Source organism: Domibacillus enclensis (genome assembly GCF_900156125.1).
Classification (GTDB): domain Bacteria; phylum Bacillota; class Bacilli; order Bacillales; family Domibacillaceae; genus Domibacillus; species Domibacillus enclensis.
The window spans coordinates 199,319-217,651 of record NZ_FTLX01000006.1; the positions used below are offsets into that span (position 1 = coordinate 199,319).

Sequence of the window (18,333 nt, forward strand, 5' to 3'; positions counted from 1 at the left end):
CATCATGAGTTCACTTGAAGCGGCGGATTTAACACTCGGATATGGAAGCAGCACGATTATTGAAGAATTGAATGTGCAAATACCAAAAGGGAAAATTACGGTGTTGGTCGGGTCGAACGGCTGTGGAAAATCAACACTGCTCCGGTCGCTTGCCCGTCTGTTAAAGCCCGTTTCCGGCGGTATTCTGCTAGAAGGCGATCTGATTGGAAGCCTGTCAACAAAGGAAGTGGCCCGGCGTTTGGCTATTTTGCCGCAGGGGCCTGTTGCACCGGAAGGATTGACTGTGCAGCAGCTCGTCAAGCAGGGACGGTACCCTCATCAAAGCTGGCTGAAGCAATGGTCAAAGGAAGACGAAGCGATTGTCGAACAGGCTCTTCACGCCACCGGTCTTGGGGATCTCGCAGCAAGAACGGTCGATTCCCTGTCAGGCGGCCAGCGTCAGCGAGCTTGGCTGGCCATGACGCTGGCTCAAAAAACAGATATTATTTTACTGGATGAACCAACGACATATCTGGATATGGCTCATCAAATTGACATTTTGGATTTGCTATTTGACTTGAATGAGCAGGAAGGCCGGACGGTTGTGATGGTGCTGCATGACTTGAACCTCGCCTGTCGCTATGCGCATCATATTGTCGCCCTTTGCCATAAAAACGTGTATGCGCAAGGTCTGCCTGAAACAGTTGTGAACGCCCGAATGGTCAAGGATGTATTTGACATGAACTGCGACATCGCTGCGGATCCGCTGTTTGGAACGCCTCTGTGCATTCCGCATGGAAAAGGAAGACAGCTGCAGGAAAAAAATCAGCAAGGCGTGTTTGTATGAAGGAGCTGGAAGAGTTTAGCATATTTTTCGATACGGATACACGAGAGGGCATTGCTGCGGTTGATTTAATAAAAGAAGAGGCGTGCTCCTCTTTTTTAAAACAGCAAATGCAGCTTTTACATGCTCCGAATATAGCTGCGGCTGCCTCTATGATTTCTAAAAGATATGCCTATCTGATCGCTGCCTCCACTGTATACAGCATGATCACATACAATCAGGCGCTTTCGCTGCCGCTCCATGCCTGTTCACTAAGCAGCAGCCGCAGCTTGTTCATTCAAAAAGAGCACTGTCACTGGAGCAATGGTGAACATGAACGAGAAAAGTGGCGGGAAGGAGTGCTTCACCAGCTTTTTGCCGAGCATCTTACACCCGTTTTGAACACGCTGCACCGTGTCTCCCGTTTACCTGCTTCGATTTTGTGGGAAAATGTCGTCGTCCGGCTGCACTCTGTGTACCGGGATGTGGAAAAAGCAGATCCTGACCCGTGGCAGCGTGAACGGCTGATCCGTGACTTTGCTTTTTTAAAGGGTGCACCGGGCTCGTTGTTCGGGCTCGATCAAAATCCGATTGCCCCTTATTTGAAAATAGGCGAAGAGCGCACAGCCAGCCCTTGCCGAAAAACATGCTGCCTCTACTATAAGCTAGGAGACAACAAGCAAAATGGTGTCTACTGCCGCGTTTGTCCGTTATCTCAGAAAAAAGAGAAGCGGAAAAATAGCCGTTCGTATCTTTAAAGGAAAAGTCATAACAGGCTTTTCCTTTTTCGTATTGGTGAAAACGAATGAAGGCTTCGTACTTAAATGTGTTAAAATGTTATAAAACATAACATGGGGGCTGTCTTTTGAACGCATCATTGAAAACTGAAAAGCTGTGCCGGCAGGTCACTTTATTAAACGAACACGAAATTCAGCTGATCGTACAAAAAGCGACGATGCTGCAAACCATTGCGGACATTGCCCAGGGGAATGTATACATCGACTGCATGCAGGAAAGCGGTGAATCGATGATCGTCGTGGCAGAAGCGGTTCCGAGTACGATCCGTTCTCTTTACAAGGACGAATTACTTGGCAAGCAAATATTTGAATCATTTGAACCGGCTGTGTTCCGCACCTTTCGCTCTGGCAGGCCGTCGGTTGTCAACCGGGGTGTCACTCCTCATGAAGGCATGCACGTTAATCAAAATGTAACGCCGATTTTAAATGAAGAAGGGCAGCCGATTGGGGTGCTTATTTTAGAGCAGGACATTACCTCGCAGGTGAAGCGCGAGCAGGAGCTGGCTCTTTTGTCGGAAGCGACCGAGGAGATAAACCGCATGCTGTGGGGCGTGATGATGAAAGACCAGATTATTCCTGACTTCATCGAAGAAGGATTGATTTTACTTGATGAAAAAGGGGGAATCCTGTACGCCAACAATACAGCAATTAGCTTAATGGACGTATACAGTGACATTACGCGGGAACCGTATTTGCATCAATCGATTCTTCGCGTGCTTCCTTTTGTTCAAGAAGCGGATTTCCGTCATACGAGCTTTAGCCAGCGTGAAATCACGCATGAAAACAGTGTGTACAGCTTAAAGGGCATTCACCTTCACCCTCAAGAGAAAAGAACCGGCCGGACGCTGATTTATTTGCATGACGTGACGGATCTGCGCGAGAAAGAACGGCAGCTGATCGTCAAGTCGACGGTTATTCAGGAAATTCATCATCGAGTGAAAAACAATTTGCAAACAGTCGCAAGCCTGCTTAGGATGCAGCTGCGGCGCGGTGTTCCGGAAGAAGCAAAGGGATTGTACGCGGAGAGCCTGAGCCGGATTATGAGTATTGCGACGGTTCATGAAGTCCTTTCACACACCGGGATTGAACGGGTGAATATGAAGGACATTATGAGCCGGCTGACGAAAATCCACTTGTATGAACGGGCTGATCATGCGTGTGATGTAAGCATCCAGTGTGATGCAGAGGATGTCTTTCTTGGTTCGCACCAGGGGGTTTCACTGGCGCTTATTTTAACAGAGCTCATTCAAAACAGTTTGAAGCATGCCTTTATGGGACGTGAGCGCGGCTCCATTTTCATTAAGCTGAAGGAAGAAGAAGGGATGATTCATCTTCGGACGAGCGATGACGGAGTGGGGGTTCAGCAAGAGCATTCAACGGACCAGCTCGGCATGGACATCGTAAAGAATCTGACACGCTTCGATTTAAATGGACGCTTCGAGATGGAAAGTGAAAACGGAAAAGGAACCGTGACGAATATTTTTTTCCCGAGAGAGGTGGAGACGGATGAGCAAAACGAGAATCATGGTCGTAGATGATGAGTCGATCCTGCGCATGGATTTACGCGAAATGCTGGAGGAAGCGGGCTATGAAGTCGCAGCCGAAGCAAATAACGGTGATCTCGCTATCGAGCTCGCAGCGGCGCATCAGCCGGACTTAATTATCATGGACGTGAAAATGCCGGGCATGAATGGCATTAAAGCCAGCCGGATTATTCAGCAGTCCTTTCACATTCCGGTCCTGCTTTTAACCGCCTACAGCAAAACGGAGCTTGTCGAAAAAGCCCGTCATGCCGGTGTCGTCGGCTACCTTGTCAAGCCGATTACCGAGCGTGACTTGATTCCGGCAGTGGAAATGGCGCTTGCCCAGGCAGAGCGGCTGAAGGAATTAAAGCAGGAGCTTTCACAGCTTGAACAAAAAGTCGAAAGTCAGAAGGCGATCAATAAAGCAAAAGGCATCTTAATGGAGCAGTACGGCTGGAATGAAGAAGAGGCCTATAGCCGTCTGCGCTCACACTGCATGGACCGGCAAATAAAGATGGAGGAGGCAGCGGCGTTCATTTTGAAAAATAAGCGGCTTGTATAAAGTGTGTTAGATTATCTATCATGACAGTAGCTTTTACTCCTTTTTTCTTTTATTTTTAATGACAACAGCTATTAAAAATGAATACATAAAGCAATGGCGCTTTGAACGGCTTTTTCCTATAGGGGATGAGTCTCATTCAAGGCGCTTTTTTGTTGCTTTTTACTGAAAAAAGGAGGAATTGACGTGGCGTACATCGGAAATATTGTCGTGTATATGATTATGATTTGTGCCGTTTTGGGCGCCTTTGCGGCGATTAAAGACCCGGAAAAAGGGCTTGGCAAGCAATTTATGGAGGGATTGCACTCCGTTGGGTACATTTTTATTCCGGCAGCAGGCATTATGGCTTCCATTCCGTATTTGTCCTGGTTTATTGATAAAGCGGCGGGTCCGTTTTTTGCGGCGATTGGGGCCGATCCGGCGATTGCAGCAACGGCTATTCTTGCATCAGACATGGGCGGCTATCAGCTGGCAGATGCACTGAAGGAATCGTATGAAGGCTGGATTATGGCGCTCATCGTTGGCTTTATGGCGGGAGCGACGATTGTGTTCTCCATTCCGGTTGGGCTTGCGATGCTGGACAAGCGGGATCACAAATATATGGCGCTTGGCGTCATGTCCGGGCTGTTAACGATTCCGATTGGCGCCTTTATTTCAAGTGTGATGATGCTGCTGACGAATGCGCAAGTACGTGATGTGATTTCCACAAGCAGTGCGTCGACTTATGAGTTCACGATCAGCTACGCACAGCTGATTCTCAATCTGGCGCCGCTTGCGGTGATGGTGATCGTGCTGGCACTCGGCTTGTACTTCCTGCCGGATTTGATGATTAAAGGATTTATGATTTTCGGCCGGGTCATGGATGCTGGCATTAAGCTTGTGCTTGTGTTTTCAATCGTCGAGTTTTTCACTGGTTTTTTCTCTACCGTATTTGGCGGCTGGGGGTTCAGCCCGATTATCGCCGATGCGGATGATCAGTTTCGTGCGCTTGAAACAGCCGGCTACATTGGTATGATGCTGGCCGGTGCGTTTCCGATGGTGTATTTAATTCAAAAGTACGCCGGACGGCCACTCGGTGCACTTGGCAGCAAAATCGGCTTAAGTGAAGCCGGCAGTGCCGGCCTGCTTGCCACAAGCGCGAATATTCTGGCGATGTTTAAGCTCGTCGCAAGCATGCCGCCAAAGGATAAGGTGATCAACATTTCATTTGCCGTATGCGGCGCCTTTTTACTCGGCGATCACTTATCGTTTACGGCGAACTTCCAGCCGACTTTAATCTTGCCTGTTATGATCGGAAAGCTGACAGCGGCGGTCATTGGCATTGCGCTTGCGTATAAATTGTCTGTGCCCAAAGCGCTTGAGCTTGAACAAAAGGACCGGGAAGCGGGTATCATCGGACCGGATGAATACAAAACGAACGTAGAAGCTGAACCGGAAGTAAAAGCTGTTTAAGTTTCATGTGAGATAATCTTACATGAAAGTAGATGTTTTTCGTGAAAAAACGTAAGATAAAGACACATAAAAGAATAAGGTAAAGCAAAGGCGCTTTGAACAGACTGGACCCCTGCCAGTACTGTATTCAAAGCGCCTTTATGCGTTCGGAAAAGAGGGGTGCAGATGAATGAAAACTGGGTGACAAGCATTGGACTTGATATCGGAACAAGTACAACGAAGTTCATTGTCAGCCGCCTGCTCGTCAATGAAACGAAAAACCGGTTCAGCCTGCCGGGAGTTCAAATTGTGGATCGGCAAATTTCGTACACAAGCAAGATCTATACAACGCCGCTGAAAGAAGAAAACGCGATTGATGTAGAGGCGCTGTCGCTTATTTTAGCAGCTGAATACAAGCGGTCGAGCGTAAAGCTGGGCGACGTAAAAGCCGGTGCGGTGATCATTACGGGCGAAACGGCGAGAAAAGAAAATGCAGAAGCGATCATCCATTATTTGGCGGAAAAAGCGGGCAACTTTGTGATTGCTACAGCAGGAAATGACCTGGAAGGGATTCTCGCCGGAAAAGGGTCCGGGGCGCAAAAACGGTCAAACGAAATGGACGGCATTATAGCCAATGTGGACATTGGCGGCGGCACAGCGAATGTGGCTCTTTTTCAGCACGGCAAAGCCATCCAAACCTGCACCTTTCATGTAGGCGGCCGGCTGATCCGTCTGTCTGAATCCGGGCTTGTCACGTACATTTCGCCCCACATTCAGCCATGGCTCACGGCGCATCACATGATGGTAAAAAAAGGGCAGACAGCTTCTTACAGACAGCTTTATGCCATTGGTGAAAAAATGAGCGAAGCGATGCTGTCTTTTTTAACAGGAAAACCAGCTCTTCATGCGGAGCTTTTGCAGACAGCACCTTTGAAAAAGCCGATGGAGCCTGTGCAGGAAATCATGTTTTCCGGCGGTGTTGCTCATATGATGGAGCAGCCGCGGCCGATCACGCTGGGTGACGCTGCACGCCACGGGGATATGGGGCCGCTGCTTGCGTATGCATTGCGGGAGGCAGCTGTTTTTTATCCAGCAGAGGTGAAGGCGGCGCAGGAAACAACGCGTGCAACGGTCATTGGCGCAGGGATGCAAAATACGGAAGTAAGCGGTGCGACGGTTTTTGTAGATGAAGCGGTGTTGCCGCTTAAAAATGTACCGATTGTCAAAGTGACTGTCGAGCAAGATGAGGTCTGGGACGCAGATTTGTTTGAAAAGCGCGTGAAGCAAGCTATTCAGCAGGCTGTCTGTCTTTATGAAGGCAATCAGCCGTTCGCCATTGCGCTGTTGCATATTTCCTATTGCACATATGCGATGCTTACCGCGATTGCTGAAGCCATTCAAAAAGCCTTCGACCAGCATTGCACGGAATCAACACAGATTGTTGTCATTTGTGAATCGGATATGGCAAAAGCGCTTGGACAGGTACTGGCCAAACAGGGACCGCCTGATCGGAAAATAATTTGTCTGGATCAAATTGATTTTACACACGGCGACTATATTGATCTGGGGCTTCCTGTGGCAGGAGAAGCCATTGCCGTTTCGGTTAAAACGCTAGCATTTTCATAAGAGGTGAATAAATAGATGGAGAAAAAAACAGTACTGCTTGGTGAGACCTATCAGTTTGCCAGTTTAAAAGAGGTTTTAGCAAAAGCGAATGAGGAACGATCGGGTGATGAGCTGGCGGGTATTGCAGCGGCCAATATGAAGGAACGCATGGCCGCGAAGGTGGTGCTGGCGGATGTTACCCTTTCCGAAATCCGGAATTACCCGCTTCTTTCGCCGGAAGAAGATGAAGTGTCACGCATTATCGAAGAAGGTCTGGACGAATCGATTTATAAAGCGGTGCAACGGTGGACTGTTGCCGATTTGCGTGAATACATCTTAAGCGACGAGCAGTCGGGAGCGGATCTGTTAAAGCTCGGCACCGGGCTGACAAGTGAAATGATTGCCGCTGCCGCCAAGATTATGTCGAACCTTGATTTAATTCAAGCTGCCTCCAAAATCGAAATTATCACGCATTGCCAGACGCATATTGGTGCTGCCGGAACATTGGCATCACGCGCACAGCCGAACCATCCGTCCGACAATTTGCAGGGAATGCGGGCGTCTGCCTATGAAGCGCTCAGCTACGGCATTGGCGACGCCATGATTGGCATCAACCCGGTCATCGATACGACGGATAATATTGCCGCGCTGCTGAAGGAAACAAAGGAGATCATTGATCAATTTTCGATTCCGACTCAAAACTGCGTGCTGTCTCATGTGACAAGCCAGATACGGGCGATTGAAAAGGGAGCGCCGGCTGATTTGATTTTTCAAAGCCTGGCTGGGTCTCAGGCCGCCATTGAATCCTTTGGCATTTCCGTTTCGATGCTTGATGAAGCGACGGCTTTAATTAATGAAAAAGGCACCGCAACGGGTCCAAACCGGTGGTACCTGGAAACAGGCCAGGGGTCGGAATTGTCCTCTAATTCCCATTTTGACATTGACCAGGTGACGCTTGAATCGCGCTGCTACGGACTCGCCAGACGATACAATCCATTTCTGGTGAATACCGTTGTCGGCTTTATCGGCCCTGAATATTTATACGACAGCAAGCAGGTGATGCGCGCCGGGCTAGAGGACCATTTCATGGGTAAAATGCACGGCCTTCCGATGGGAGTGGATGTGTGCTACACAAACCATATGAAAGCAGATCAAAACGATATGGACAATTTAAGTACGCTGCTGGCAGCGGCAGGCGTGAATTTTGTGATCGGGGTTCCAATGGCGGACGACTGCATGCTGAACTATCAGTCACTCAGCTACCACGATATTGCGACACTGCGAAGCGTGATGAAGCTAAAGCCGGCTTCTGCCTTTGAACAGTGGCTGGAGCAGATCGGCATCATGCAAAACGGGAAGCTGTCACGTCATGCAGGAGATCCGGCATACTTTTTAACTTTAGCGTAAGAGGAGGAATGAGCAATGAACGAGGTAGTAGACCGCTTGAAAAACTATACACCGGCGCGGATTGGTGTCGGGCGAACAGGCACCCGCCCGCTGACGAAGGAGTTCCTTTCCTTCCGTATTGACCATGCGGCAGCAGTCGATTCTGTATACGGGGAGGTCGCACCGGAGCTGCTGGAATCGTTTCAGCTTTTTTCAGTCGATACGTGTATTGAAACGAAGGAGCACTATTTAACCCGTCCGGACCAGGGCCGTCTGTTGTCGGAAGCAGGAGAAAAAATGATTTGGGAAAAATGCGTGAAGCAGCCGCAAGTGCAGGTCGTCGTCTCGGACGGACTGAGCGCGAATGCAATTGAAGAAAACATGGCAGACGTTTATCCTGCCTTAATGGATTCACTCGAAGCAAACGGACTCTCAGCAGGCACTCCTTTTTTCGTGAAAGGAGGCCGGGTTGGCTGTATGGACGCCATCGGCGAGCTGCTGAAGCCGGATGTCTTTGTGCTATTAATCGGCGAGCGGCCAGGGCTTGTTTGCGCGCATTCGATGAGCGCCTATATGTGCTACCGGCCACGAGCAGGAACGAGAGAGTCAGAGCGGATGGTCATTTCAAATATTCACCGGAGAGGTACACCACCTGTTGAAGCAGCGGCTCATATCGGTACGATTTTGAGTAAAATGATCGAGCAGAAAACGAGTGGTGTAGGACTGGTGATGTAGCGGGAGAGTCGGATGACTGGATGAAAGAAAAAAACGGCCGAATTCACGGGAATCCAGCCGTTGGAACCGTGAATCCGGCCGTCCATGACGATAATCCGGTCATTTCCAGTCGTTTGATTAAAGCTTAACGATGCCGATCTGCTTTTCGAGCCCAATAGGTCGCCAGCAGCGGACCGGAAATATTATGCCAGAAGCTGAAGATGGCACTTGGCACAGCGGCAAGCGGACTAAAGTGTGCAGTCGCAAGAGCTGCTCCGAGTCCGGAGTTTTGCATGCCGACTTCAATCGCCATCGCTTTCCGGTCTTCATACGTCAGGTTAAACAATTTGCCGGTTAAAAAGCCGATCAAGTAGCCCAAACCGTTATGTAAAATAACCACTCCAAAAATCAACAGGCCCGATTCCACGATCTTGTCCTTGCTCGTTGAAACGACCGCCGCCACGATTAACACGATGGCAATAACGGAAATAAGCGGCAGAACCTCCACGCTTTTTTGAACCTGCTCCTTTAAGAAAAGCTGAACGATAAAGCCTAGAATAATCGGTACGAGTACAATTTTCACAACGGACATAAACATATCCACTGCTGATACCTCAAGCCATTCACTTGCCAGCAAATAAATGAGTGCCGGGGTTAAAATCGGTGCAAGCAGCGTGGACACAGATGTGATGGCCACGGATAAAGCGGTGTTCCCTTTTGCTAAAAAGGTCATCACATTGGACGCGGTACCACCCGGACAGCAGCCGACCAATATAACGCCGATCGCAATTTCCGGCTCCAGCCGAAGTCCTTTGGCCAGGGCAAAAGCGAGCAGCGGCATGACGATAAACTGTGCCAGTACGCCGATCACTACCTTGAGCGGGTGACGCCCGACCTCTTTAAAATCCTTTGCTGAAATCGTCATGCCCATCCCGAACATAATCACACCTAATAAAATAGAAATATAGGGCGCAATCCATGTGAACTGTGCGGGAAGGAAAAACGCAAATGCCGCAAAAACAAGCACCCAGATGGCGAATGTTTTGCCGGCAAATTGACTGACTTTGATTAATGAATTCAAGTCATCTCCACCTCCATTCAAGTAGGATAACATAAAATAAACCGTTTTTTCTGATTTTTTTGAAGAGGCGGAAGGAGTTTTAGAATGAAAGCGCTCTTTACAAGTGGACTTTTCCTGTTGTAAGATAGACTCACAAAATCATAACTAAAGGCAAAGGCGCCTTTCGCATTCTGGCTATCAAACCGTCAGACAATGTGAAGGGTGCCTTTTTCCGTTTATTTGAAAGCGTTAACAAAAAGGGGTGCTGAAATGGTGAGGTTGTCGTGCGTAATTAAAGGAACGATGTATTCGTTCTCATCAGTGAAAGACGTTTTGGCCAAGGCGAGCGAGGCAAAGTCCGGAGACGTCATGTCTCGTGTGGCGGCGGGATCATCGCTTGAGCGGATGGCGGCCAAAGTCGTTCTCAGTGAAATGCAGCTGAAAGACATTTATGAACACCCGGTCATCCCATATGAAACGGACGAAGTGACCCGTCTGATTTACGATGATCTCAGTGAAACGATTTATAAAACGATTCAAAGCTGGACAGTTGGCGAGCTGCGCAATTACATTTTGTCTTATGAAACCGGCTTTGACCAATTAGCCCGGCTATCGAGGGGACTGACAAGCGAGATGATTGCGGCGGTTGCCAAGCTGATGTCGAGCATCGATTTGGTCCTGGCGTCACAAAAAATGAAGTATGAAGCCCACTGCAATACGACCATCGGAGAAGAAGGCCGGCTGGCGTTCAGATGTCAGCCGAATCACCCAAATGATGTACCGGAAGGAATTTTGTATTCGCTGAAGGAAGGACTTTCCTATGGATCAGGCGACGCAGTGATCGGCATTAACCCGAATGTGGATACAGTTGAATCAGTGAAAAGGCTGCTGACGATGTCGCACGAATTTATGGAAAAGTGGGAAATCCCGACCCAGAATTGTGTGCTTGCCCACATCACAACACAAATGGATGCACTGAGACAGGGAGCGCCTGTTGCGCTCATGTTTCAAAGCTTGGCCGGCACACAAAAAGGCAACGAGGCATTCGGTATTTCCCGGGAACTATTGAATGAAGGGTACGATATAATGGCCCGTTACGGCACGTCAGCGGGGCCGAATTTTATGTATTTTGAAACCGGACAGGGGTCAGAGGTATCATTGAACGCTGATCACGGGGTGGATATGCAGACGCTTGAAGCGAGAAGCTACGGCTTTGCCCGCCACTGGAAGCCGTTTATGGTCAACAACGTATCCGGCTTTATCGGACCCGAGACCTTGTATGACGGGCGCCAGCTGATCCGTGCTGATTTAGAGGATTTGTTTATGGGGAAACTGCATGGCTTGCCGATGGGCATTGCGCCAACGTACACGAATCATATGGACGCCGATCAAAACGACCAGGAAATCGGCGGTATGCTGACGGCACTGGCTGGAGCGAACTTCTACATGGGGGTGCCGGGCGGCGATGATGTCATGCTGAACTACCAGGATACGAGCTATCATGACGACGCCAGCCTGCGGGAAATTCTCGGGCTGCGTCCGCTGCGTGAGTTCGAAAAATGGATGGAGAAAATGGGCTTAATGGAAAATGGGAAACTGACCAGCCGAGCCGGTGACTTATCTATTTTTGATTAAAGAAAGGAGGGATGGCGTCATGAATATAGAGGAAATTGTCCGCAAGGTTGTCGAAGAACTGGAGAAGAAGCCAAAGCCGGATCATTCGCCAAAAAAGCAGGAAAGTGAAACAGATATTGTTCCTTTTTCCGAAGAGCGGGAAAAAGGAGTTAAAGAGCCGCATAACGCTTCAGCCATTGAAAGAGCCCAGAGCATAACACCAGCCCGAATTGGGATTGGCCGGGCCGGGACCCGAATGCGCACGGCAAGTTATTTGCAGTTCCGCATTGATCACGCGGCCGCACAGGATGCTGTGCTTAAGGACGTGAGCGATTCGTTTCTTCACGACATGCAGCTGCACAAGCTTGAAACAAAAGCGCAGGACATGAAGACGTATTTGATGGATTTGGATGCCGGCCGCCAGCTGTCCGAGGATTCAGTGAAGTGGCTGCAGGAAAACGGCGATATGGGAATGGACGTACAGATCATTATCTGCGATGGGTTGAGCTCCTCTGCCGTGGAAGCGAATGTGAAGGATCTGCTGCCCGCCCTGATGCAGGGGCTGCAGCTGAAAAACATTAGCGTCGCCAAGCCCTTTTTTATTAAGCGGTCCCGTGTATGGGTGCAGGATGAAGTCGCAGCGCTTGTGGACTGCGACCTGGTAATTTCGCTCATCGGCGAACGCCCGGGCTTAAACACAGATGAGAGCTTGAGTGCCTACATGATTTACCGGCCGACGGCTAAAACGGTGGAAGCCGACCGAACAGTTATTTCGAACATTCATCAAGGCGGGCTGGCTCCGGTGGAAGCAGGCGCCCACTTATCCGAGCTGATCGGACAAATGCTTGTAGCAGGATGTACAGGCGTTTCCTTTGCCCGTAAAAACAGCTTGAAATCGTAAAGAACTCTCGTCATGATAGAAGTATTCAGGCTGCTCAGGCTGAAAATTTAACGATAGGGTGTTCTTACATGAATGAAACAGCACTCGAACAGCTTTGCCGACTTTACACAGATTTAACCGATTCAGATATACAGGTTTTAAAAGAAACGGCCAAAACACTGCCGCTGTATGCGGAGCTTTCCGGTCATTATATGTTTATCGACTGCATGATGAAATCCAGCGGCCAGGCAGTGGTTGTGGCCGAAGCGCTCCCAAGAACACCGGAAGCGGCGTATAAAGAATCCGTTGTCGGAAAGATTGTGTTTGAAACATTCGAGCCGGGGGTGCACTACAGCCACCGCACCGGCAAAAAATCGATCCGCCACCGTGCGATTACACAGGAAGGGAAAATGGTCGAGCAAAGCGTCGTGCCGATCCGAAACGATCAGCATGAAGTCATCGGCACGCTCATTACCGAAGCAGAAATTGCCGGGGCTGCCGGTTCCTTTGCTAAAGCAGCCGAGCGGCCGAATATTTCGTTCGGTTCCGAAGCGCTTGGTCATTTGCTGGCGGATACAGTGGACGACTATCCGATTGTCACTGATTTGCTCATGGAGATTTTTCTTGTCACCGATGCCGATCAGCGTCTTGTGTATGCCAACCCGGCCGGTGTCCGCTTTATCCATGAAATGAACGAAGCAGAAGACATTCAAAACAAGCCGATTTTAACACTGCTGCCTTTTTTAACCGAGCTTTTGGAGCATCAGGAGGAAGTGTTTATCTCAGAAGTATCGGTTGCATCCAAAACGCTTGAAGTGAAAAAAGTGAAAATGCACAGCAAAACAAACGAGCTCAAGGGGATTTTGTTTATCATTCAAGATCTGACGGAGCTCCGGACCAAGGAAAAAGAGCTTTTGATGAAGTCGGTGGTCATTAAAGAAATTCATCACCGCGTAAAAAACAATTTGCAGACGGTCGCCAGTCTGCTGCGCCTTCAAATGCGCAAAGGCTTCCCCGCTGAAAGCAGAAGCCACTTTGAAGATACCTTAAACCGGATCTTCAGCATTTCGTCTGTGTATGAAATGATTTTGGCGAATGAACACGCGGATGAGGATGACGTGGACTTAATTGAATTAACGAGAAAAATCGGATCCACAATGGTGTTGAACGATCTGAACCAAAAAGTGGACTTGATTATTGAGTCAAATGGCAATAAAATATTAACATCCTCCAGAAAAGCGGTTTCAATTGCGCTCATTGTGAACGAGCTCATTCAAAATTCGCTCAAGCACGCGTTTCCAGGTGAGCTGTCAGGGACGATTCAAGTCGACTTTTTTTCGCACAAAAAGTTTGCCGAACTGCATATTCGCGACAACGGCGTCGGAATGGCGGGAGCAGCTTTTTCACTTGGACTTGAAATTGTGCATAATCTCGTTGTGAATGATCTGGCAGGTGAATTCAGCTACAAGAATGTTGAAAGCGGTACACATGCTGCGATTACATTCCCACTGAGCCCGGAGGTTGTGATTCATTATGAGAAAACGGATTCTGATCGCTGAAGACGAATCGATTATCCGCATGGATTTGAAAATGATGCTGCAGGATCATGGTTATGACGTTGTTGGTGAAGCCGGAGATGGAGATCGGGCGATTGAACTCGCATTTGAGCTAAAGCCGGATCTTGTGTTAATGGATATTAAAATGCCGAAAATAAATGGCTTGCAGGCGAGCACCATTATTGGCCGTCAGCTGGATCTGCCGGTGCTGCTCATTACGGCCTACAGCCAAAAAGAATTTATCGAAAAATCAAAACAGGATAACATTGTCGGCTATCTCGTCAAGCCGATTTCGGAATCCAGCTTAATTCCGGCTGTAACTGTTGCGCTTCATCAGGCGGAAAAAGTGAAAGCGATCAAGCAGTCTGTTCGTTCTGCGCAAGACCAGGTTCAAAAACGCAAGCTCATTGAGCGGGCGAAGGGCTTGCTGATGGAAAGCAATCAGCTGAATGAACAGGATGCCTATTCTCTGCTGCGAAGTGAAAGCATGTCCCGCCAGCTGACAATGGAGTCAGTCGCGCAGGAAATCATTTCAAAGCATTCGACAGCAACATGACAAGTGGATAGAAGCCATAAGCAAAGACGCTTAAAGAGAATGTTCTTTAAGTGTCTTTTTGTTTTTTTAAGGGGGTGGTCTGCCGCGAAGGTGCAGCAGCTGAAGGGGAGGAAGCACGGTCACTTAAACGTAAACAGGGGGGATTAACATGGCGATAGTGGGAACGATTGTTGTTTATATTATCATGGCGTGTGCGCTTGCCGGCGCGATCGCCGCGATTCGAAATCCGGATGAGGGGCTCGGCCGGCAATTTATGGACGGGATTCATACAGTTGGCCATATTTTCGTACCGGCAGCCGGCATTATGGCATCGATTCCGTATTTAACGATCATTATTAACAAGCTGGTCGGGCCGGTATTTGATAAGCTGGGAGCAGACCCGGCCATTGCGGCAACAGCAATTCTGGCATCTGACATGGGCGGCTATCAGCTGGCGAATGCGCTGAAACTGTCGTATGAAGGATGGGTGATGGCTTTAATCGTCGGGTATATGGCAGGAGCGACAATCGTCTTCTCCATTCCAATGGGCCTGGCGATGCTGGATAAGCGTGATCATAAGTACATGGCGCTCGGTATCATGTCCGGGGTGCTGACCATTCCGATTGGCGCGTTTATTTCCAGTGTGCTGACGGTGCTGTTCAGCACGAAAATCCGTGAAGAAATCAGTACAACTGCTGACTCTACGCATGAGTTTGCGCTGGCGTATGGACAGATTTTTATTAACCTGCTGCCGCTGATCATTTTTGTGGTAGCGATTGCAGCCGGACTGAAGTTTTTCCCTAAAGTGATGATTACCGGCTTTATGATTTTTGGGCGGGTGATGGATGCCTTTATTAAGCTCGTTCTTGTTTTTTCGATTATTGAAATTTTCACCGGCCTTTTTTCCACCATTTTCGGAGCGTGGGGCTTCGATCCGATTATGGCGGATGAAGAAGATCAATTCCGTGCGCTTGAAACAGCCGGGTACATCGGCATTATGCTTGCCGGGGCGTTTCCAATGGTATACTTGCTGCGCAAATATGCAGCCAGACCGCTTGAAGCAGGGGGACGTAAGCTCGGTCTTTCATCTACGGGAAGTGCAGGACTATTGGCGACGATTGCCAACATTTTAGCGATGTTCCAGCTGGTTCGTTATATGCCGCCGAAGGATAAAGTCATCAATATTTCCTTTGCTGTATGTGCCGCCTTTTTGCTGGGGGATCATCTGTCCTTTACAGCTAACTTTCAGCCGAATTTGATCCTGCCGGTTATTGCCGGTAAATTTTTAGCGGGTGTTTGTGCGATCGCCTTTGCTTACTGGCTGTCCGTACCGACTGCCTTGAAGCTTGAAGAGCAGGACCGGGCCAGCGGTGTCATCAAGCCGGGTGAGTACATGGAAGAGGAACAAAAGGGATAAAGGAGTGAAAACATGTCAGAAGAAAAAAAGCGGTTTATACAAGAATTTGTGCCAGGAAAACAGCTGACACTTAGCCACCTGATCGCAAATCCGGATCCGGATATGTTTCAAAAGCTGGGTATTCAGCAAGCAGGTGCGCTCGGTATCCTGACGCTGACACCGAGTGAAACCGTGATTATTGCGGGTGATTTAGCAACGAAAGCCGCCAATGTAACGATCGGGTTTTTAGACCGGTTTACTGGCAGCCTCGTGATTGTCGGCAGTGTATCGGAAGTGGAGATGGCGATGGAAGCCATCAACCGGTTTTTGTCGGAGCAGCTTGGCTACACACCCGCCCCAATCACAAAGTCGTAAAGGGGGACAAGCATGATGAAAAACAGAGTCATGTTAGTCGGATCGGTCGGAGCAGGAAAGTCGACCTTAACGAATGCACTGCTCGGAAAAGAAACGCCTGCTTTTAAAACACAGTCTCTCAGCTATGATGACTGGATTGTGGATACGCCGGGCGAGTATACGGAAAATCCCATGTTTTATAAAAACATTATGGCCACATCACTTGAAGTGACGCACGTGCTGTACCTGCAGGATGCAACAGGAGACAAGATGATTTTTCCGCCTCAATTCAGTTCAGGCATCCCGAAGCTTCCGATTGGCGTTGTCACCAAATCGGATCACCCCGACGCCAAAGTAGCGGAAGGGCTGGAGAAATTAAAGCAGGCGATGACAGAAGGGCCGATTGTGATCAGCTCTGCTGTGAAAAGAACAGGCATTGGTCATATTCAAGCGCTGGCGGGCATGAATACGATGGCGGAAATGAAAGCGTACGCATTGTCGCAGGAGGACGGGTTTATCGTCTTTCATGATAGCCTTTACATTTAAGAAAAGGTCTGCTATATTTACACTATTAAAAAGTAAATGATTCCGGCAAAGACGCCTTTACAGCTCGACGATTCATTCGTCGTGCCCGTAAAGGCGTTTTTTTTGTTTGAGAAAAGAGGTGTGCCAATGGCCGGTTTTCAATCAAAGCAGGAAACAATCATCAGTGCCGGTATTGACATCGGTACGAGCACCACGAAAATCATCATCAGCCGTTTTTCGTTAATGAATACAGCAGGAAGCACGCACGTACCGAGAATTGAAATCGTCGACAAAGACATTTTATACCGAAGCCCGATTTTCCGGACACCGCTAAAAGACACCTTGACCATTGATACAGCCGGTGTGGAAGCCATTATTCGCTCCGAATACGAGGCGGCAGGCGTTCAATCTGCTGACATTGAAACAGGGGCCGTCATTATTACCGGTGAAACGGCGACGAAGCAAAATGCCCGGGAAATGGTTCATCATTTGTCAGGAGAAGCAGGCGACTTTCTTGTGGCGACAGCAGGGCCAGATTTAGAGGGTATTATTGCGGCTAAAGGGTCTGGTGCATACGCGTATTCCGTTCAAACAGGAAAGGTGACGGCGAACATCGATATTGGCGGCGGAACAGCCAATATCGCTGTTTTCAAGCGGGAAAAGCTGCTCGGCACGTGTACGATGCATATTGGCGGCCGGCTGATTGAATTCAGCGAAGGAGCTGTTCAATCGATCTCAGCGCCGGTCCGAGCCCTTCTCCATCAGCAGGGCTGGACATTAAAAACAGGAGATGCAGCTGCTCATCCGGACATCGAAAACGTCACATCGTTTATGGCAGAGTCGCTTGCCCGGATTTTAGCAAAGAAAGCATCACCAGCTGATGCCCCGCTTTTGCTCGGCCATGAGCCGAATTGGGACGGAGTGGTTGAAGTCATTATGTTTTCCGGGGGGATTTCCGAATGCATGTATGCGCAAGAAGCACCGGCAGTCACCGATATTTCATACAGTGACATCGGCATCAAGCTGGCAGATGCACTGCAAGAAAATAAAGCGCTTACGGATTGGGCCTGGATTGAGCCGGATGAAACCGTCCGTGCGACGGTTCTTGGAGCCGGCACCCAAACAACTGAAATTAGCGGTGCGACGATTCAAGTGGCATCGGGTGAACTGCCTGTGAAAAATGTGCCTGTGTACAAATTTTCATTCAAGGAGGGGCTTGAAGAAGGGTATTCCCGATTTGAACAGTCCGTGAAAGAAGCCATCGACATCTACGATTCGTTTCAAGAGGGGCAGAATTTTGTCCTGTACGTAGCGGATTTGCCGTATATGGGCTTTAAGGATATTCAAAGGCTGGCGCAGGAAATTACCAGCGTCATGGAACTTCGCCATGACCCGGATCAGCCGATGATTCTCGTCGTGCAAACCGATCACGCAAAGGTGCTCGGCCAGACCTTGCACGCCATGGCTGCCCGGCAAAGCATTATTTGCATCGATCAAATTAACGTCGACCACGGCGACTATATGGACATCGGACGCGCGCTTCAATCAGAGGTTGTTCCGGTTGTCGTAAAAACATTAACATTCCATTCGTCTTAA

General features: G+C 49.0%; 17 protein-coding genes. 16 read left to right on the top strand and 1 reads right to left on the bottom strand.

From position 1 onward, the window contains the following. Positions 1-4 precede the first annotated feature (4 nt). From BW952_RS13535 to eutC (BW952_RS13570), 8 genes are all read left to right on the top strand, one after another. Complete coding sequence (locus tag BW952_RS13535) at positions 5-826, top strand: ABC transporter ATP-binding protein (protein ID WP_045848975.1); 822 nt, start codon at positions 5-7, stop codon at positions 824-826. Continuing rightward, positions 823-1,560, top strand: coding sequence for an IucA/IucC family C-terminal-domain containing protein (locus BW952_RS13540; protein WP_052698311.1), 738 nt, complete (start codon positions 823-825; stop codon positions 1,558-1,560). Before BW952_RS13535 ends, BW952_RS13540 begins: the two co-directional genes overlap by 4 nt. 107 nt (positions 1,561-1,667) lie before the next feature. Beyond that, positions 1,668-3,137: a sensor histidine kinase gene (locus BW952_RS13545; RefSeq protein WP_045848976.1), complete on the top strand. Its 1,470-nt coding sequence runs from the start codon at positions 1,668-1,670 to the stop codon at positions 3,135-3,137. Next, on the top strand, positions 3,106-3,684 hold the full coding sequence (locus tag BW952_RS13550; RefSeq protein WP_045848977.1) for an ANTAR domain-containing response regulator: 579 nt from the start codon (positions 3,106-3,108) through the stop codon (positions 3,682-3,684). The genes BW952_RS13545 and BW952_RS13550 overlap by 32 nt, the downstream gene beginning before the upstream one ends. 183 nt (positions 3,685-3,867) lie before the next feature. Then, complete coding sequence (gene eutH, locus BW952_RS13555) at positions 3,868-5,133, top strand: ethanolamine utilization protein EutH (protein WP_045848978.1); 1,266 nt, start codon at positions 3,868-3,870, stop codon at positions 5,131-5,133. 165 nt (positions 5,134-5,298) lie between these two features. Beyond that, entirely contained in the window at positions 5,299-6,738 is a 1,440-nt protein-coding gene (locus BW952_RS13560) for an ethanolamine ammonia-lyase reactivating factor EutA (protein WP_045848979.1), read from the top strand. Between the two features lie 15 nt (positions 6,739-6,753). Then, a complete protein-coding gene (locus BW952_RS13565; RefSeq protein ID WP_045848980.1) occupies positions 6,754-8,124 on the top strand; it encodes an ethanolamine ammonia-lyase subunit EutB in 1,371 nt (456 codons plus the stop codon). A 15-nt stretch (positions 8,125-8,139) separates the two neighbouring features. Then, positions 8,140-8,838, top strand: coding sequence for an ethanolamine ammonia-lyase subunit EutC (gene eutC / locus BW952_RS13570; protein WP_045848981.1), 699 nt, complete (start codon positions 8,140-8,142; stop codon positions 8,836-8,838). Positions 8,839-8,962: 124 nt separating this feature from the next. Here eutC (BW952_RS13570) and BW952_RS13575 read toward each other — a convergent pair whose 3' ends face one another. After that, positions 8,963-9,898, bottom strand: a complete 936-nt coding sequence (locus tag BW952_RS13575) for a bile acid:sodium symporter family protein (protein WP_094031983.1) — start codon at positions 9,896-9,898, stop codon at positions 8,963-8,965. 252 nt (positions 9,899-10,150) lie between these two features. Between BW952_RS13575 and BW952_RS13580 the strand changes: the two genes are divergently transcribed. From BW952_RS13580 to BW952_RS13615, 8 genes are all read left to right on the top strand, one after another. Then, positions 10,151-11,512: an ethanolamine ammonia-lyase subunit EutB gene (locus BW952_RS13580; RefSeq protein ID WP_082084503.1), complete on the top strand. Its 1,362-nt coding sequence runs from the start codon at positions 10,151-10,153 to the stop codon at positions 11,510-11,512. 19 nt (positions 11,513-11,531) lie between these two features. Next, positions 11,532-12,392, top strand: a complete 861-nt coding sequence (eutC, locus tag BW952_RS13585) for an ethanolamine ammonia-lyase subunit EutC (protein ID WP_045848984.1) — start codon at positions 11,532-11,534, stop codon at positions 12,390-12,392. A gap of 68 nt (positions 12,393-12,460) precedes the next feature. Next, positions 12,461-13,930, top strand: coding sequence for a sensor histidine kinase (locus tag BW952_RS13590; protein ID WP_045848985.1), 1,470 nt, complete (start codon positions 12,461-12,463; stop codon positions 13,928-13,930). Beyond that, a complete protein-coding gene (locus BW952_RS13595; RefSeq protein ID WP_045848986.1) occupies positions 13,905-14,483 on the top strand; it encodes an ANTAR domain-containing response regulator in 579 nt (192 codons plus the stop codon). Before BW952_RS13590 ends, BW952_RS13595 begins: the two co-directional genes overlap by 26 nt. Before the next feature lie 148 nt (positions 14,484-14,631). Beyond that, positions 14,632-15,879 carry an ethanolamine utilization protein EutH gene (gene eutH / locus BW952_RS13600; RefSeq protein WP_045848987.1) on the top strand — a complete coding sequence of 416 codons (1,248 nt, stop codon included), beginning with the start codon at positions 14,632-14,634 and terminating at the stop codon, positions 15,877-15,879. Between the two features lie 12 nt (positions 15,880-15,891). After that, positions 15,892-16,233: an ethanolamine utilization microcompartment protein EutS gene (gene eutS, locus BW952_RS13605; protein WP_045848988.1), complete on the top strand. Its 342-nt coding sequence runs from the start codon at positions 15,892-15,894 to the stop codon at positions 16,231-16,233. 15 nt (positions 16,234-16,248) lie between these two features. Next, positions 16,249-16,758, top strand: a complete 510-nt coding sequence (locus BW952_RS13610) for a EutP/PduV family microcompartment system protein (RefSeq protein WP_175607588.1) — start codon at positions 16,249-16,251, stop codon at positions 16,756-16,758. A 126-nt stretch (positions 16,759-16,884) separates the two neighbouring features. Beyond that, complete coding sequence (locus tag BW952_RS13615) at positions 16,885-18,333, top strand: ethanolamine ammonia-lyase reactivating factor EutA (RefSeq protein WP_045849053.1); 1,449 nt, start codon at positions 16,885-16,887, stop codon at positions 18,331-18,333.

Excerpts from the sequence above, each read along its gene's own strand:
- BW952_RS13590 (WP_045848985.1), top strand. The coding sequence starts at position 12,461 with ATGAATGAAACAGCACTCGAACAGCTTTGCCGACTTTACACAGATTTA.
- eutC (WP_045848981.1), top strand. The coding sequence starts at position 8,140 with ATGAACGAGGTAGTAGACCGCTTGAAAAACTATACACCGGCGCGGATT.
- BW952_RS13565 (WP_045848980.1), top strand. The coding sequence starts at position 6,754 with ATGGAGAAAAAAACAGTACTGCTTGGTGAGACCTATCAGTTTGCCAGT.
- eutH (WP_045848987.1), top strand. The coding sequence starts at position 14,632 with ATGGCGATAGTGGGAACGATTGTTGTTTATATTATCATGGCGTGTGCG.
- BW952_RS13615 (WP_045849053.1), top strand. The coding sequence starts at position 16,885 with ATGGCCGGTTTTCAATCAAAGCAGGAAACAATCATCAGTGCCGGTATT.
- eutS (WP_045848988.1), top strand. The coding sequence starts at position 15,892 with ATGTCAGAAGAAAAAAAGCGGTTTATACAAGAATTTGTGCCAGGAAAA.
- BW952_RS13535 (WP_045848975.1), top strand. The coding sequence starts at position 5 with ATGAGTTCACTTGAAGCGGCGGATTTAACACTCGGATATGGAAGCAGC.
- BW952_RS13560 (WP_045848979.1), top strand. The coding sequence starts at position 5,299 with ATGAATGAAAACTGGGTGACAAGCATTGGACTTGATATCGGAACAAGT.
- BW952_RS13610 (WP_175607588.1), top strand. The coding sequence starts at position 16,249 with ATGAAAAACAGAGTCATGTTAGTCGGATCGGTCGGAGCAGGAAAGTCG.
- BW952_RS13595 (WP_045848986.1), top strand. The coding sequence starts at position 13,905 with ATGAGAAAACGGATTCTGATCGCTGAAGACGAATCGATTATCCGCATG.
- eutC (WP_045848984.1), top strand. The coding sequence starts at position 11,532 with ATGAATATAGAGGAAATTGTCCGCAAGGTTGTCGAAGAACTGGAGAAG.
- BW952_RS13540 (WP_052698311.1), top strand. The coding sequence starts at position 823 with ATGAAGGAGCTGGAAGAGTTTAGCATATTTTTCGATACGGATACACGA.
- BW952_RS13550 (WP_045848977.1), top strand. The coding sequence starts at position 3,106 with ATGAGCAAAACGAGAATCATGGTCGTAGATGATGAGTCGATCCTGCGC.